At 72.0% G+C, this 15,290-nt stretch carries 14 protein-coding genes; 12 read left to right on the forward strand and 2 right to left on the reverse strand.

What is annotated here, in order from left to right; translation table 11 throughout:
* The first annotated feature begins 70 nt into the window (after nucleotides 1–70).
* Nucleotides 71–469, forward strand: coding sequence for an Rv2175c family DNA-binding protein (locus tag C1729_RS02620; RefSeq protein ID WP_102508432.1), 399 nt, complete (start codon nucleotides 71–73; stop codon nucleotides 467–469).
* 73 nt (nucleotides 470–542) lie between these two features.
* Here the strand turns inward: C1729_RS02620 and C1729_RS02625 are convergent, their stop codons facing one another.
* A complete protein-coding gene (locus C1729_RS02625; RefSeq protein ID WP_102508433.1) occupies nucleotides 543–1,643 on the reverse strand; it encodes a polyprenyl synthetase family protein in 1,101 nt (366 codons plus the stop codon).
* Nucleotides 1,644–1,749: 106 nt separating this feature from the next.
* On the opposite strand from C1729_RS02625, the gene C1729_RS02630 reads away from it, so the two are divergent.
* From C1729_RS02630 to C1729_RS02640, 3 genes are all read left to right on the forward strand, one after another.
* On the forward strand, nucleotides 1,750–2,880 hold the full coding sequence (locus tag C1729_RS02630; RefSeq protein ID WP_102508436.1) for a DUF4192 domain-containing protein: 1,131 nt from the start codon (nucleotides 1,750–1,752) through the stop codon (nucleotides 2,878–2,880).
* 213 nt (nucleotides 2,881–3,093) lie between these two features.
* Nucleotides 3,094–3,501 carry a universal stress protein gene (locus C1729_RS02635; RefSeq protein WP_102508438.1) on the forward strand — a complete coding sequence of 136 codons (408 nt, stop codon included), beginning with the start codon at nucleotides 3,094–3,096 and terminating at the stop codon, nucleotides 3,499–3,501.
* Between the two features lie 216 nt (nucleotides 3,502–3,717).
* Entirely contained in the window at nucleotides 3,718–5,340 is a 1,623-nt protein-coding gene (locus C1729_RS02640; RefSeq protein ID WP_102508440.1) for an RNA polymerase sigma factor, read from the forward strand.
* Nucleotides 5,341–5,523: 183 nt separating this feature from the next.
* On the opposite strand, the gene C1729_RS02645 is transcribed toward C1729_RS02640, so the two are convergent.
* Nucleotides 5,524–5,730, reverse strand: a complete 207-nt coding sequence (locus C1729_RS02645) for a DUF7455 domain-containing protein (protein WP_102508442.1) — start codon at nucleotides 5,728–5,730, stop codon at nucleotides 5,524–5,526.
* Nucleotides 5,731–5,930: 200 nt separating this feature from the next.
* Here C1729_RS02645 and C1729_RS02650 point away from each other — a divergent pair, with 200 nt between their 5' ends.
* The 8 genes from C1729_RS02650 to C1729_RS02685 all read left to right on the forward strand — a co-directional run bounded on the left by C1729_RS02650 (nucleotide 5,931) and on the right by C1729_RS02685 (nucleotide 15,151).
* Complete coding sequence (locus C1729_RS02650) at nucleotides 5,931–8,057, forward strand: DNA gyrase/topoisomerase IV subunit B (protein ID WP_242493684.1); 2,127 nt, start codon at nucleotides 5,931–5,933, stop codon at nucleotides 8,055–8,057.
* A 62-nt stretch (nucleotides 8,058–8,119) separates the two neighbouring features.
* Nucleotides 8,120–9,139 (forward strand): GNAT family N-acetyltransferase, encoded by a 1,020-nt coding sequence (locus C1729_RS02655; protein WP_102508445.1) that lies wholly within the window; start codon nucleotides 8,120–8,122, stop codon nucleotides 9,137–9,139.
* Between the two features lie 57 nt (nucleotides 9,140–9,196).
* Nucleotides 9,197–9,568, forward strand: coding sequence for a lysoplasmalogenase family protein (locus C1729_RS02660; protein ID WP_102508447.1), 372 nt, complete (start codon nucleotides 9,197–9,199; stop codon nucleotides 9,566–9,568).
* 97 nt (nucleotides 9,569–9,665) lie between these two features.
* Entirely contained in the window at nucleotides 9,666–10,763 is a 1,098-nt protein-coding gene (locus C1729_RS14485) for a prenyltransferase/squalene oxidase repeat-containing protein (protein ID WP_165375401.1), read from the forward strand.
* A complete protein-coding gene (locus C1729_RS02670; RefSeq protein ID WP_102508448.1) occupies nucleotides 10,763–11,473 on the forward strand; it encodes a hypothetical protein in 711 nt (236 codons plus the stop codon). Before C1729_RS14485 ends, C1729_RS02670 begins: the two co-directional genes overlap by 1 nt.
* A complete protein-coding gene (locus C1729_RS02675) occupies nucleotides 11,470–12,321 on the forward strand; it encodes an energy-coupling factor transporter transmembrane component T (protein ID WP_102508450.1) in 852 nt (283 codons plus the stop codon). Before C1729_RS02670 ends, C1729_RS02675 begins: the two co-directional genes overlap by 4 nt.
* A gap of 124 nt (nucleotides 12,322–12,445) precedes the next feature.
* On the forward strand, nucleotides 12,446–13,036 hold the full coding sequence (locus tag C1729_RS02680) for a peptidoglycan-binding domain-containing protein (protein WP_102508452.1): 591 nt from the start codon (nucleotides 12,446–12,448) through the stop codon (nucleotides 13,034–13,036).
* Nucleotides 13,037–13,231: 195 nt separating this feature from the next.
* Nucleotides 13,232–15,151, forward strand: coding sequence for a DUF2075 domain-containing protein (locus tag C1729_RS02685; RefSeq protein ID WP_102510469.1), 1,920 nt, complete (start codon nucleotides 13,232–13,234; stop codon nucleotides 15,149–15,151).
* Nucleotides 15,152–15,290: the final 139 nt, after the last annotated feature.

The raw sequence follows: 15,290 nt of genomic DNA on the forward strand, positions 1-15,290 counted from the left end.
CGGGACGTGTGGGCGCGCCCGATGTCTACCGGGTGATCGTCGAGGCTTCACACACGACTACCGTGGACCCATGACTGACACCACCAGCACGGGGGAGTGGCTCACGCTCCCGGACGTCGCCGAGCTCCTCGGGACCGACGTCTCCAAGGTTCGCGGCATGCTGCACGACCGGGTCATCATCGCGGTGCGCCGCGGCGAGAACCCCGTCAAGCGCGTCCCCGCCGACTTCTTCGTCCCGCGACACCTCCAGAACCCCGCGGACCGGCGTCAGCCCGTCGAGGGGGAGCGGCCCGTGCCGCTGCCGTCGCTCCAGGGGACGATCGCGCTGCTCGCTGACCTGCGCTTCGACGACGACGCGATCGTCGACTGGCTTCTCGCCGACAACGACGAGATCGGCACCTCGCCGCTCGCGGCCCTCCGCGAGGGGCGCAAGTCCGAGGTCCGAAGGGTTGCGCAGGCGCTCCTCTGAGAGGAGCGTCACCCTGACCGACAGCTTCTCGAGGGGTGGGACCACGACCGTGTGGCTCCACCCCTCGGGCGTGTCAGGCTGAGCGCTCGATCGCGGCGTAGCCGAGGGCACGGAGCATCGTGGCACCCTCGCCCTCGAGGTCGAGCACGTCGAGCGCGGCGAACGCCTCGTCCGCGAGCTCGTCGACGAGCTTCTCGACGCCGTCGAGCGCGCCCGTGCGGACGAAGATCTCGCGCAGGTCGTTGATTTCGTCGTCCGTGAGCTCGGGCGAGCCCACGAGGCCGCGCACGAGCGCGGCCTCCGCCGGCGTCGCCCCGCCGAGCGCGCGCGCGAGCAGCACGGTGCGCTTACCCTCACGCAGGTCGTCGCCCGCGGGCTTACCTGTCGTCGCGGGGTCGCCGAACACGCCGAGGATGTCGTCACGCAGCTGGAAGGCCTCGCCGAGCGGGAGCCCGAAGCGGCGGACCCCGGCGAGCGTCTCCTCGTCGGCACCCGCGGACGCCGCGCCGAGGCTCAGCGGGTGCTCGACCGAGTACCGCGCCGACTTCGCGCGGATGACGGCGCGCGCGCGTCGCTCGTCCTCGGAGGCATCGTCGCTCCACGGCCGCACCTGCGAGAGCACGTCGAGGTACTGCCCGAGCGTTACCTCGGCACGCATCGTGTCGAAGATCTCGCGCGTCGGGGACCCGACGCGCTCAGGAAGGTGCTCGAGCGCGGTGCTGAGCATGCGCTCGCAGCCTGCGAGCGCGAGGTCGCCAAGGAGGACGGCGGCCGAGAGCCCGAACTGGGCGGAGTCGCCGGGCCATCCGCCGGCGCGGTGGACGCGCGCAAAGTGCACGTGCGCGGTCGCATGCCCGCGGCGGGTGTCGGACTTGTCCATGAGGTCGTCGTGGAAGAGCGCGGCAGCCTGGAAGAGCTCGAGCGCGGCGCCGAGGCGCAGCGCGCCCTCGGCCTCGCCGACGTCGGTCGTTAACGAGCGCCACGCCCAGTACGTGAAGGCCGCGCGGAGGCGCTTGCCGCCGCCGAGCAGGCGTCCCATCGCGTCGAAGAGGGGGACGACGTCGTCGCCGAGCTCGGCGGCTGCGTCGTGGCGCGCGCCGGTGAGGTAGAGGTCGACGAGGTGGTCGACCCGGGAACGCACGTCATCACGGTCGACGAGGGCAGGGGTGCTCATGCGGGCAGCCTATCGAGGTTGTCCCCAGGAGAGTGCCGCCCGCTGTCCGTCCACAGATGTGGGGGGATCGCGGGCGCGGGGCCGCCGGAGAGTGTGACCTGACCCCATGACCAACACGATCCGGGCCTCCGAGCCCTGCGAACTGCTCGCCCTCGTCCCGTACCAGCTGGGCTTTGTGCCCCGCGACTCCGTCGTGCTCGTCGGCCTCCGAGGGCCCCGGCGACGCGTCGGCATGATGATCCGGACCGACATCGCCGACGTCGCCCACCCCTTCGACGGACCCCAGCTCGCGCGCAACCTCGTCGCGGCAGCGGCGCGCGACGGGGCGTCGAGCGTCGTCGTCGTCCTCTACCGGGAGCAGGACCTCCGTGACGGCGAGTACCTCGACGCCGAGGCGTCCGAGGCGTTCGACGCGCTGCTCGAGGCGCTCGGCGACGCGCTCGAGATCCGCGGCGTCGTCGCAGTCGGTATGCGGACATATCACGAGGTCGAGCCGGACGGCACGCTCAGCACCGCGCGGCCCCTCGCGGACCTCGAGTCGACCGCCGTGGGAGCCCGCATGGTGTTCGACGGCGTCGCGGTGCTCGCCGACCGCGACGACCTCGGCCGGGTGCCCGTCGTCACGGCGGTCCACCGCCGGGCCGCCGCCCGCGCTGCCCGGGAGCACGCCCAGCCGTTGCCGGACGCCGAGGGCGGGAGCGGCGGCTGGCGTGCCCGCTCGCTCGCGGAGTGGCGCGGCGCCGTCCGGGCTGCTCAGCGGGACGCGTCGGCCCCGGGCACGGTGCGGGGGCGCCCCACGCGGTACGGCCGGATCGGCGAGGCGCTCGAGGACAAGAGGGTGAGGGACGCGGTGCTCGTCACGCTCGTCCCCGGCACGGGCGACGTCGCCGAGATCTTTTGTGCGAGCGACGGGCGCGAGCGCACCGAGGACGTCGGGTTCGTCGTCCGCGTCATCGTGGACCCCGAGGTCGCGATCGCCCCGGACGCCGCGCTCCTCGAGCCGGCCCGGGCCGTCCTCCGGCAGGTCGTCGCGCACCGTGACGAGGGCTCGGCGCCCGCGCTCACGTTGCTCGGGCTCACGGCGTGGTGGACCGGGCACGGTGCCGAGGCCGCCGTGTGGATCGACCGCGCGCTCGAGGTCGACCCGTTCCACTCGCTCGCGAGGCTCGTCCGCGAGGCGCTCGATGCAGGGCTCCCTCCAGGCTGGGTGCGGCGGGCACGCGACGCAGGCCGCTGAGGCGCGCGTCGAGCGGCTCGGGACCGGGTGGCGCCCCGCGGGTGGCGGGCGGGGCGTCGAGTGTCGCGGTGGGCGCGACGTCGTCGCGGTCTGGCCGGCACCACGGCGCCGGCGCGCATCTCCGGGACCGACGGCACGAGTCACGGCGGTCACCGTCAGATATCGTCGGAACCCAACGGCGCGACACAGGGCGCCCGGCGCAAAGGAGCAACGATGTCGGTCGTCGTCGGATACCAGTCCACCCCCGAGGGGACGGCGGCGCTCAGCACGGCGAGGGACGCCGCACGTTCCCGGGGGACGCGTCTCGTCGTCGTCGTGAGCGAGCGGGCAGACCGGGTCGACGCCGAGCGTGCCAGGGCGCGCGACGAGGACCTCGCGCGCGTCGCCGCCGACCTCGCCGGGGCAGGTGTCGACCATGAGGTACGGGTGCTCGAGGGGGCCGGCGACGTCGCGGACGACCTCGTCCATGTCGCCGAGGACACCGCCGCGACGCTCGTCGTCATCGGCCTCCGCCGGCGCAGCCCCACGGGCAAGCTCGTGCTCGGAGCGAACGCGCAGCGGGTTCTCCTCGACGCGCCGTGCCCCGTCCTCGCCGTCAAGCCGGACCCGACCCGGTCCTGATCTTTCCCGAGAACGGGAACAAACCGGGGTTCCCTGGGCGTTAAGCGAGGCGTGCACAGCCCCTGGCTGCGTGACGGACGACCGCGTCCGGGGCGTCGCCGGGGTCATCCGTGCGCGCGGTCCGAGTACAATAGGGGGACCGTGCTCGTCCCGCACCGCGAAGCTCATCCCGCGGTCGGCATCAAGCACTCCTCGAGTTCTGCCGAAAGGTCATCTGTGGCGCCCAACATCCCGAACCCCGCTCTTCCGCGCGAGTTCGAGCACCCCGTGCTCCAGGAACTCGTCCGGCGCGGGACGAGCGACGGCCGGATCGACGCCGAGAGCCTGCGCACGGCATGCGAGACCGCAGCTGTTGCGGACGCCAAGCGTCTCAAGGCCGTCTACCGAGCGATCGCGATGCTCGGCATCGAGGTGACGCTCCCCGCCTCCGGCAAGGTTGCGGCCGCCGCGACGAAGCGTGCGACGTCGACGACCGCGAAGGCTGACGCCGACGCCGCCCCCGCGAAGAAGACCGCGGTCCGCAAGACGGCCGCCAAGGCTGCTGTGACCGAGGGCGAGGCGGAGGACGAGACGGCTGCGAAGCCGGCCGCCACGAAGCCTGCTGCGAAGAAGGCCCCCGCGAAGAAGGCCGCCACGACCACGACGAAGGCCGCTGCGGCGAAGAAGAAGGCTGCCGGAGCCGCGAAGGACTCCGACGCGGGCGAGGAGGTCGTCGAGGAGACCGACGACGCCGCCCCCGGTGACGACGACCTCGAGGACGTCGAGATCGAGCCTGACGAGCCGGACACCGAGGCCGCCGAGGACGCGCCCGCGAAGCCTGCGGCCGCCGTGAAGTCGGCGGAGGAGGCCGAGGAGTCGGCGGGCGGTTTCGTCTACTCCGACGCCGACGACGACGATGCCCCCGCGCAGCAGGTCGTCACCGCCGGAGCGACCGCCGACCCGGTCAAGGACTACCTCAAGCAGATCGGTAAGGTCGCGCTCCTCAACGCGGAGCAGGAGGTCGACCTCGCCAAGCGGATCGAGGCCGGTCTGTTCGCCGAGGAGCGCCTCACGCACGCCGCGGGCGAGCTCGCCCCCAAGCTGCGCCGTGAGCTCGAGTGGATCGCGTCCGACGGCCGTCGTGCGAAGAACCATCTGCTCGAGGCCAACCTGCGCCTCGTCGTCTCGCTCGCGAAGCGCTACACGGGCCGCGGCATGCTCTTCCTCGACCTCATCCAGGAGGGGAACCTCGGCCTCATCCGTGCGGTCGAGAAGTTCGACTACACCAAGGGCTACAAGTTCTCGACGTACGCCACGTGGTGGATCCGACAGGCGATCACGCGCGCCATGGCCGACCAGGCGCGCACGATCCGCATTCCCGTCCACATGGTCGAGGTCATCAACAAGCTCGCCCGCGTCCAGCGGCAGATGCTTCAGGACCTGGGTCGCGAGCCCACGCCCGAGGAGCTCGCCAAGGAGCTCGACATGACCCCCGAGAAGGTCGTCGAGGTCCAGAAGTACGGCCGCGAGCCCATCTCGCTCCACACGCCGCTCGGCGAGGACGGCGACAGCGAGTTCGGTGACCTCATCGAGGACTCCGAGGCTGTCGTCCCGGCGGACGCCGTGAGCTTCACGCTCCTCCAGGAGCAGCTCCACCAGGTGCTCGACACCCTCTCCGAGCGCGAGGCGGGCGTCGTCTCGATGCGCTTCGGCCTCACCGACGGGCAGCCCAAGACGCTCGACGAGATCGGCAAGGTTTACGGCGTGACGCGTGAGCGCATCCGTCAGATCGAATCGAAGACCATGTCGAAGCTGCGTCACCCGAGCCGGTCGCAGGTCCTGCGCGACTACCTCGACTGAGCGCTTCCGGCCTGAGCCACGACGACCCCCGCACGGACGTGCAGGGGTCGTCGTCGTTCCTGGAGAGATGGCGCCGTCCGGCACTCGGGGAGCGACGCTGGCCGTCGCGGGGGAGCCGCGGGGACGACGAAAGGCCCGCACCAGCAGGTGCGGGCCCTTCGGGGTTCTTGGCCGGAGCGCGTCTCAGCGCGCGCCGTGCTCCTCGTGGAGGCGGTCGGTCTCGTCCTGAATCTCGAGGGCGACCGAGGCGTAGGCGTCGGCGTGCGCGCGCGAGTGGTGCGCGCAGAAGAGGAGCTCACCCACGGGAAGGGTGACTCGGACGTACGCCTGGGCGCCGCAGCGGTCGCAGCGGTCGGCTACGGTCAGCGGGGTTGCGGTCACGGTGCTCATGTCAACATCCAACCATCCGGGCGGGCCGCGGATTCCGTCGACCCAGTGACGTTCGCCACCGGCGTACGTCTCCGAGAGGTTCGGAAGGCGGGATATCGACGTCCGAGACGTGGGCGTCAGCATCCATGGCGGGTCAGGGTGCAGGGCGTGCCGCGCGCCGAGGCGAGGAGTGTCGGGGGCACCGCCTAGAGTGTGTGATCGTGCCGACCGCAACGACCGAGTCCTACTCCGCCCGTCATCTTTCCGTCCTCGAGGGGCTCGAGGCGGTGCGCAAGCGTCCCGGCATGTACATCGGGACGACCGACTCGCGGGGCCTCATGCACTGCCTCTGGGAGATCATCGACAACTCCGTTGACGAGGCGCTCGGGGGGTTCTGCCGGAACATCAGGGTGACGCTCCATGCCGACCTGTCGGTGACGGTCGAGGACGACGGGCGCGGCATCCCGGTCGACGTCGAGCCGAAGACGGGCCTCTCCGGCGTCGAGGTGGTCTTCACGAAGCTCCACGCGGGCGGCAAGTTCGGCGGCGGGTCCTACGCGGCCTCGGGTGGTCTCCACGGCGTCGGCGCAAGCGTCGTCAACGCGCTCTCAGCCCGGCTCGACGTCGAGGTCGACCGTGGCGGCAAGACGTGGGCCATGTCGTTCCACCGGGGGGAGCCCGGCACATTCGACGACCCGCGGACGGGTCCGAGTCCCGACGCGACGTTCACGCCGTTCACCGAGGGCTCGGAGCTCCGCCAGGTCGGCAAGGTCGCACGCGGGCGCAGCGGCACCCGCGTGCGCTACTGGGCGGACACGCAGATCTTCCTGCGGACCGCCGAGTTCCAGTACGACGAGCTCGTCGCGCGCATCCGGCAGACGACGTTCCTCGTGCCCGGCCTGCGCATCGTGCTGCGCGACGAGCGCGGTCTTCCTGGCACGCCCGGTGCCGAGGGCCCGTCTGAGGAGGAGTTCCACCACACGGGCGGCACCGTCGACTTCGTCGAGTTCCTCGCCCCTGACGCCCCCGTGACGAGCCCCTGGCGGCTCAGCGGCTCCGGGAAGTTCACCGAGACCGTCCCCGTGCTTGACGAGCGCGGTCACATGACGCCGCGTGAGGTCGAGCGCGAGTGCGAGGTCGACATCGCGCTGCGCTGGGGCACTGGCTACGAGACGACCGTGCGGTCATTCGTCAACATCATCGCGACCCCCAAGGGTGGCACCCACCTCGCAGGCTTTGAGGCCGGGCTGCTCAAGCTCGTGCGCAAGCAGGTTGAGGCCAACGCACGCCGCCTGAAGATCACGGCGAAGGACTCCTCGGAGCGCATCGAGAAGGATGACGTCCTCGCTGGACTCACCGCGGTCGTCACCGTGCGCCTCGCCGAACCGCAGTTCGAGGGGCAGACGAAGGAAGTCCTCGGCACCGCCCCGGTCCGCGGCATCGTCTCCAAGGTCCTCGAGAAGGAGCTCGGCGCGATCCTCACGTCCTCGAAGCGGGACGACAAGGCGCAGTCCGCACTCCTGCTCGACAAGGTCGTCGCCGAGATGCGCGCACGGATCTCCGCGCGCAAGCAGAAGGAGATCTCGCGCCGCAAGAACGCGCTCGAGACCTCGTCGCTGCCCGCAAAGCTCGCGGACTGCCGCTCCGACGACGTCGAACGCTCCGAGCTCTTCATCGTCGAGGGTGACTCCGCGCTCGGCACGGCGAAGCTCGCACGGTCGTCGGACTTCCAGGCGCTCCTGCCGATCCGCGGCAAGATCCTCAACGTCCAGAAGGCTTCGGTCTCCGACATGCTGCGCAACCTCGAGTGCGCCGCGATCATCCAGGTCATCGGAGCCGGCTCGGGACGCACCTTCGACCTCGACCAGGCACGCTACGGCAAGGTCGTCCTCATGACGGACGCCGACGTCGACGGCGCCCACATCCGGACGCTCCTCCTCACGCTCTTCTTCCGCTACATGCGCCCGCTCGTCGAGGACGGGCGTGTGTACGCGGCCGTCCCGCCGCTGCACCGCGTCGAGGTCATCGGGGCTGGCAGCCGCAAGAACGAGTACATCTACACGTACTCCGAGGCCGAGCTCGCCGCGACCCTCAAGAAGCTCGACAAGGCCGGTAGACGCTATAAGGACGACATCCAGCGATACAAGGGCCTCGGAGAGATGGACGCCGACCAGCTCGCGGAGACGACGATGGACCCGCGCCTGCGCACGCTGCGTCGGGTGACGCTCGCCGACGCGGAGGCTGCCGAGCACGTCTTCGACCTCCTCATGGGATCGGACGTCGCCCCGCGCAAGGAGTTCATCGTCGCGGGCGCCGAGAGCATCGACCGCTCCCGGATCGACGCCTGAGCCCGGCCGCGTCGACCGGAAATCTGTCGACCGCGGCGGGCCTGCCCGCGCATGCTGGAGGCATGAGTCTCCACCCCGACCTCACGTGGCGCCCCCTGACGACTGCGGACGCCCCGGCGCTCCTCCGCCTCTTCAACGCCGTCGAGGAGGCCGACGCCCAGCCGTACCGCATGGCGCTGCCCGAGGTCGAGGAGCTCCTCGCCGAGCCGTGGCGAAACCTCGCACGGGACACGGTCCTCGGGACGGACACCGCCGGCGTGCCGCGCGCCTATATGACGCTCGTTGCCCCGCCCGGCGACACGACCGAGAGACGTGTCTTCCTCGACGGCGGGGTCGACGCACCGTGGCGCGGACGGGGCGTGGGGCGCACTCTCGTCGCATGGGCGCTCGCCCGCTCGGCCGAGATGCTTGCGGACACGCCTGAGGGCGTCCCGTGGCGCGTCGGGGTCATCTGCGGGAAGGACGACGAGCGTTCCGCACGTCTCTTCGCACACGCCGGGCTGCGTCCGCTGCGCTGGTACGCGTCGCTCAAGCGCGACCTTGCCGACCCGCTGCCGGACGTCGTCGTCCCCGACGGCATCCGCCTGACGACGTGGACGCCCGAGGACGACGAGGACGTGCGACTCGCGCACAACGCGGCGTTCGCCGACCACTGGGGCTCGCAGCCCATGTCCGCCGAGGACTGGGCGTCGGGTCGCACGATGTTCGCACCCGGCTGGAGCCTCGTCGCACGCGACACCAGGCAGGACGGGGCACCCGTCGTCGGCTACCTCGTGAGCGACCGCTTCGAGGAGGACTGGCCCGCGCAGGGTTTCACGAGCGGGTACCTCGCGCGGCTCGGCGTGCTGCGTTCGCAGCGCGGGCGCGGGCTGGCGACGGCCCTCCTCGCCGAGGCGCTCCACCGGATCGCGGCGGACGGCCTCGAAGCGGCGACGCTCGGCGTCGACACGGCCAACCCCACGGGTGCGTTCCGGCTGTACGAGTCGCTCGGGTTCGTCGAGTACCACGGCGAGGTGCTCTACGCGGTGACGTCGTCCGACGGGGTGTCTCTCAGCGAGCTCACGGGCGTCCCGAGGCCCTGACCTCCCGGTGCGCGCGTGGGCAGCGCTGGACGGGCACTGTGGCTGTGGTGGCGGACGATGCCCGCTCGCGACGCGGCGGGGAGGCGCGGGCGCCCTCCGCGACTCGTCGAGCTCACGCTCGTCGCGCTCGTCTTCTCGTGGCTCGGCGACTCGGTGCCGCGCCTGCTCGACGGCGACGCAGCCTTCCTCACCATGGTGAGCTTCTTCCTCGTCGCGCAGGTCGTTTACATCGCCGCGTTCTGGCCGGCACGGCGTCGGAGCGCGGCCGTGCGTGCGTGTTGGAGCCTGCCGATCTACGCGGCGGCGCTCGTCGCCGTCGTCGCCGCGCAGGTGCTCATCGCGTTCGCTGTCGAACGCCGTGCGGCGGGCGGCACCCCAGGGCGAGACGGTGCGCGAACGGTCGCGTCGGACGTCGTGGGGCGCGGCTAGACTCGCCGCGGACGCAGGCCGATGACCCCAGAGGGGACTGCGTCGCACCGCCCCGCCTGTGCGGGGCCCGTTGGCGTCCCGTCTCCGAAAGGCCACCATGCGCATCTCCCGCGCCCTCGCGTCGCGTCCCGCGGCACTCCTGCTCGCCTCCGCGCTCGTCCTCCCGCTCGCCGCGTGCGCCGACGGCGGCACGACGCAGCCGACGACCACCCCTCCTGCGACGTCTCCCGCGCCGACGTCCGCGGCACCGTCGGGCGACGTCGCCGGTGACCCTGCGACGACCGCTGCCGCGGCGCTCGCGTGGCTCGGCACCGTCGAGCGCACCGACGGGCTCTTCACGACCGAGTTCGACGGCACGTCCTACCCCGACCAGGGCCTCACGCTCGACGCGCTCGTCGCAGCGCTCGCCGCGGGCGACGAAGCGTTCGCGACGCAGCTCGCGGGCGCGTTCACCGCCGACGTCGTCGACGCGTACGCGGGCGACGGCAAGGACACCGGGTGGGCGGGTTCGACCGCGAAGGCCGCCGTCGTGCTCGGCGCCGCGCACCACGAGGCCGCCCCCACGCTCGACGCGCGCCTTGCGACCTTCCTCGGCGACGACGGCCGAATCTCCGACCTCGGCGCCGACGACTACTCCTCGATCGTGAGCCAGGCCTGGGGCGTGCTCGCGCTCGTGCGGGGTGACGCCCTGGCGGGCGACGGCGCCGCCGAGCGCGCGGGCTCGGCGGCCCGCTACCTCGCGTCACAGCAGTGCGACGACGGCTCGTTCCCGGCGGCCCTCGAGGCCACGACGTGCGTCGGCGACGTCGACTCGACGGCGTTCGCGCTCTCGGCGCTCACCGCCTACACCGCCTCGGGTGCGACGGACCTCGACGCTGCCGTCCCCGACGGCGCACGCGCGTGGCTGCTCGCGGCTGCGTCCGACGTCGACGGGGGCCGCGCGTGGCTCTCGGGCGAGCCTGCCGCGGCGAACGTCAACTCGACCGCGGTCGCGCTCACGGCGCTCGTCGACGCGGGCGTCGGGACGGACGACGTCGCTGACGCACGGGCGTGGCTCGCCGCGCAGACCGTGACGGTCGACGGCGGGACGGCCCTCACGTTCGACGGCACGACGCCCGACGCCCGCGCCTCGGCGCAGGCCGTTCCCGCCCTGCTCGGGACGGGCCTCGTCGAGCTCGCGGTGAACGTCGACTGATGCGACGCTTCGTCGGTGCGGCGACCGCCGTCGTCCTCGGCGCGCTGGGGCTCACGGGCCTCGGCGCGACCGGCGCGGCGGCGGCGCCCGCCGACGGTGCGTGCGCGGGGGTCGCGATCGTCGTCGACCTCGGTGACCTGCCCGCCGGGGACGCAGGCAACGGCAGCTCGGTGCGGTGCGTGCCGACGACGGGCCGGGCGCTCGACGTCCTGCGCGCCGCGGACGTCACGCTCGAGGGCACCGCGCAGATGGGTCTCGCGTTCGTGTGCCGTGTCGACGGGCGGCCCGCGGCCGATGAGGCCGTCACGATGCCCGACGGCTCGACACGCACGGAGACCTGCCGGCGCACCCCGCCGGCGACCGCGTACTGGTCGCTGTGGACCGTGGGTGACGACGGCGCGTGGCGGTACGCGACGACGGGCATCGGCGACATCGAGCTCGCGTCAGGGGGAGCGTTCGCGCTCGTCTACTCCGTCGGCCGTTCCGAGGGACGCACGCCAGCGGTGACGCCGGCCGCTGCTCGCGCGGGAGACGTGCCAGCCGGGTGGAGCAGCCAGTCCCCGTTCGGGACCACCTCCGTCGTCCGGACGGGGGCTGACGGCGTCGTGCACGACGACCGGCCGGGCCCCGCCGTCGTCGTGGGCGTCGGTCTTCTCGTGCTCCTCGGGGCCGCGGGCGTCGCCGTGCGCGTGCGACGGGCACGACGGTGAGACCGGGCGCCGTCCATCCCGCGGCGTGGTGGCTGTGGGCGGGTGGCGTCGCCGTCGCGGCCACCCTCTCGACGAACGTGCTCCTGCTCGCGCTGCTCGGGGCCGTCGTCCTCGTCACGGTGAGCGTCCTGCGGCCCGAGGGTTCGCGCGGCTTCGGCGTCTACGCGGCGGTCGCCGTCGTCATCCTCGCGGTGCGGGTGCTCGCGCACGTGCTGCTCGCGACCCCCGGGGCGCACGTGCTCGTGGCGCTGCCGTCGTTCGACGTCGGGCCGCTCACGCTCCTGGGTCCGGTGACGCGCGAGTCGCTCCTCGCGGGATTCTCGGGAGGTCTGCAGCTTGCGGTGCTCGTGCTGGCCGTCGGCGCGGCCCACACGGTCGCGGACGCAGGGCTGCTGCTGCGGCACGTGCCGGCCGCGCTCGGCCCGCTCGCGACGGCGGCGGTCATCGCGGTCGCCGCGTTCCCGGCGCTCGTGAGGTCCGTGCTCGAGACGCGTGACGCGCTGCGGCTTCGCGGCGCGAGCCTCACAGGCCGCGGTGCGCGCGACCGTCGCACGCTCGAACGCGTCGTCGTCCCCGTGCTCGAGGGGGCCCTCGAGCGTGCGTTCGCGACCGCGACCGGCATGGAGGCCCGCGGCTTCGGCGCGCGGGCACACACGCGGCGCGGCGCCGTGCCGCTCATGGTCGCCGCGCTCGCCGCGGCGGGGCTCGCACTCCTCGCGCTCCTCGACGGCGACTGGCCCGCGTGGTCCGCGCCGACGCTCGGGGTCGGGGCGGGGCTGCTCACGTGGCTCGCGCTCGGGGGTGCGGGCGGGCTTCGCNGGCTCGAACCGGCCGGGGTTTCCACCTAGCGGGACTAGCGCTGCCAGGAGGCAGTGCGGGACGCTGACGTCGGCGGCGGACTGTCACGGGGACGTCCGCTCGTGGGGGTAGGGTGCCGCGGTCATTCCGTGCACCCCAGCAAGGAGGTGGGCCATGAATCTCCGTCGGGGTCGGGGCCGAGCGTGGCTCGGCATCGTGGCCTTGGTCATCGTCAGCGTCTGGACTCTTCCAGCATGCGCAGGATCCACGCCGGACCCCGTCCCACGCGGGTACACCCGCGATCCGTCGTGGGCCGACGAAACGGCCACCCCCGCCTGCGACAAGGTGAAGAAGGCCAAGACACCGGGCCGCAACAACACCAGGAGGCCTGTCCGCGACATCCAAGAGCTCGTCGGTGCCGAGATCGACGGTAGCTACGGGATCGAGACGACGACGAAGGTCAAGGGCTGGCAGCGATGCAACGGGCTCAAGGCAGACGGTACCTGGGACAAGGAGTCGGACAAGGTGGCGTTCGCAGCGGCCGATGCTCTCGCAGCCGAGGAGAAGGAGAGGAGGAAGGAGCGCGAGCGTGAGGCCCGTAGGTGGCACTGCGTAGATGCAACGTCGTACGACAAGGACGCGTACAACGACAACTACTGCGAGAACGCCTACGAGGCGCGCTTCGTCTCTGACTCCCAGGCAGTCGAGCTCGACCCTGACTATGTGCCAAGCAGGGCGGGGCACGAGTGGTACAACGACCAGTAGGCCGACAGTCGCTTCCACGATTGGCGGGATGAATCGACGTGGCCCGCCTTCTTCGTCATCGATTCAAGCGAGCCGTGTCGTCCCACGTCGCCGGCTACGCAGTTGCTAGCGTGACCCACGTACTAGCGGTATCGACGGACTTCCCCCGGGACATGCCCCCACCGCACGAGACTTCGTGCTGCCCGGGGTGTGTTCATGTCCGTGTCGTCCGTCCGCCTGACGGCGTCCCAGATCGTCGAACTCGCGTCGTCGGGCACGTCCGAGCTGGAGCGTGTCCTGGCCGAGTACCTGAGGTCGCAGGGGATTGGTGCCGGTGGCGCCGGGGAGCGGCGTTCGTGGCGCAACTCGCTGCCGCGCCTCGCGCGCGACCTGTCCGACGCAGGGCTCGGCGCGATCGAGATGCTCGTCGAGCAGCGGCTCCCGCTGACGTCCAAGCGCGCCGACGTCGTCCTCGCGGGTGTCGACAGAGTGACGCACGCGCCGCGGTACGTCGTCGTCGAGCTCAAGCAGTGGGGTGAGGCGTCGGCACTGCCCGACGCGGCCAACCTCGTCAGCGTGCCTGGCACGGCCTACCGTCAGTCGCTGCACCCGTCCGTCCAGGTCGGCGGCTACGTCGATTACCTGCGGGACTTCCTCGCGGTCCTCGGGCCGGCCAACCCCGACGGCGCGACGATCGGCGGGTTCGCCTATCTGCACAACGCGACCGCCCGGTCGGTCGATTCGCTCCTCGACCACGCGGCCGCGCGTGAGTTCCCGTTGTTCACCGGCGACGGCCGCGGCGACCTCGTCGAGCATCTTCGCGCGACGTTCTCGCCCGAACCGGGGATCGGCGCAGCAGATCTGCTCGCGCGGTCGCCGGTCGCACCGTCGAAGCAGCTCCTCGCGCTTGCGGCGGACGAGGTGCGTGAACGTGAGCAGTTCGTCCTGCTCGATGAGCAGCGTGTCGCGTTCGACCTCGTGCTGCGGGCCGTCGAGCGGTCACGGCGCGGGGACACGAAGTCCGCGGTGGTCATTACGGGCGGGCCCGGCTCGGGCAAGTCCATCATCGCGCTCGCTCTGCTCGGTGAGCTCGCGCGGCAGGGGCGTTCCGTCGTGCACGCGACCGGTTCACGGTCGTTCACGCAGACGCTCCGCAAGGTTGCGGGGCATCGTGCGCCGCGTGTGCAGGCACTTTTCAAGTACTTCAACAGCTTCATGGCCGCCGAGCGCAACGGGCTCGATGTGCTCGTCTGCGACGAGGCGCACCGCATCCGCGAGACGTCGGTCAACCGCTACACGCCCAAGACGATCCGGCACGATGCACGCCTGCAGATCGACGAGCTGCTCGACGCCGCGCGCGTGCCCGTCTTCCTGCTCGACGAGCACCAGGTGGTGCGGCCGGGGGAGCAGGGCGCGGTCGCCGACATCCGAGCGGCTGCGGCGCGGCGCGGGTTCGACGTCGCACAGGTCGACCTCGACGCGGAGTTCCGTGCCGGTGGTTCCGAGACGTACATCGAGTGGGTTCGACGGCTGCTCGGGCTCGCCCCCGGTGGGCCCGTGCCGTGGGTCGACGAGCCGACGTTCAGTGTCGAGGTCGTTGACTCGCCCCGGGAGATGGAGTCGCGGCTGCGAGCGAAGCTCGCAGCGGGCAAGGGCGCGCGGATGACGGCCGGGCACTGCTGGCCGTGGAGCGACCCCGTCGACGGGGTCGGGCTCGTGCCCGACGTCGAGATCGGTGAGTGGGCGCGGCCGTGGAACGTCAAGGGCGACCGAGCGGTCGGCGACGCACCGCCGTCGGCGCTGTGGGCGACGGCCGACGGCGGCTTCGAGCAGGTTGGCTGCGTGTACACCGCGCAGGGCTTCGAGTACGCGTGGAACGGCGTCGTCCTCGGCCCTGACCTCGTGTGGCGCGACGGCCGCTTCGTGGCGCGGCGCGAGCAGAACCGCGACCCTGACTTCCGCTCCCGCGTGCGCGTGCCCGACGAAGAGTTCGATCGGCTCGTGCGCAACGTTTACAAGGTGCTGCTCACGCGCGGCATGGAGGGGACGTACGTCTTCTCCGTGGACCCCGAGACGCAGGAGATGCTGCGGACGCTCATGGTGCAGAACCTCCCTCACCGGGTAGAACATGGCTAGAGGCTGCATCGGGCGCATTAAGGTCCTCAACTGTGCGCGACACGGTGGCACACCCCGAGAACTCTCCCCCGGTGTTCCGGCTGGACTTCTCGGGGCGCGGCACCCTGGACCGCGCGGAGCAGGTGCGCGCGCGGCGCGG

It is taken from the genome of Sanguibacter massiliensis, from assembly GCF_900240335.1.
Classification (GTDB): Bacteria; Actinomycetota; Actinomycetes; order Actinomycetales; family Cellulomonadaceae; genus Flavimobilis; species Flavimobilis massiliensis.

Excerpts from the sequence above, each read along its gene's own strand:
- C1729_RS02655 (WP_102508445.1), top strand. The coding sequence starts at position 8,120 with ATGAGTCTCCACCCCGACCTCACGTGGCGCCCCCTGACGACTGCGGAC.
- C1729_RS02630 (WP_102508436.1), top strand. The coding sequence starts at position 1,750 with ATGACCAACACGATCCGGGCCTCCGAGCCCTGCGAACTGCTCGCCCTC.
- C1729_RS14485 (WP_165375401.1), top strand. The coding sequence starts at position 9,666 with ATGCGCATCTCCCGCGCCCTCGCGTCGCGTCCCGCGGCACTCCTGCTC.
- C1729_RS02680 (WP_102508452.1), top strand. The coding sequence starts at position 12,446 with ATGAATCTCCGTCGGGGTCGGGGCCGAGCGTGGCTCGGCATCGTGGCC.
- C1729_RS02625 (WP_102508433.1), bottom strand. The coding sequence starts at position 1,643 with ATGAGCACCCCTGCCCTCGTCGACCGTGATGACGTGCGTTCCCGGGTC.
- C1729_RS02635 (WP_102508438.1), top strand. The coding sequence starts at position 3,094 with ATGTCGGTCGTCGTCGGATACCAGTCCACCCCCGAGGGGACGGCGGCG.
- C1729_RS02660 (WP_102508447.1), top strand. The coding sequence starts at position 9,197 with ATGCCCGCTCGCGACGCGGCGGGGAGGCGCGGGCGCCCTCCGCGACTC.
- C1729_RS02685 (WP_102510469.1), top strand. The coding sequence starts at position 13,232 with ATGTCCGTGTCGTCCGTCCGCCTGACGGCGTCCCAGATCGTCGAACTC.
- C1729_RS02620 (WP_102508432.1), top strand. The coding sequence starts at position 71 with ATGACTGACACCACCAGCACGGGGGAGTGGCTCACGCTCCCGGACGTC.
- C1729_RS02645 (WP_102508442.1), bottom strand. The coding sequence starts at position 5,730 with ATGAGCACCGTGACCGCAACCCCGCTGACCGTAGCCGACCGCTGCGAC.
- C1729_RS02670 (WP_102508448.1), top strand. The coding sequence starts at position 10,763 with ATGCGACGCTTCGTCGGTGCGGCGACCGCCGTCGTCCTCGGCGCGCTG.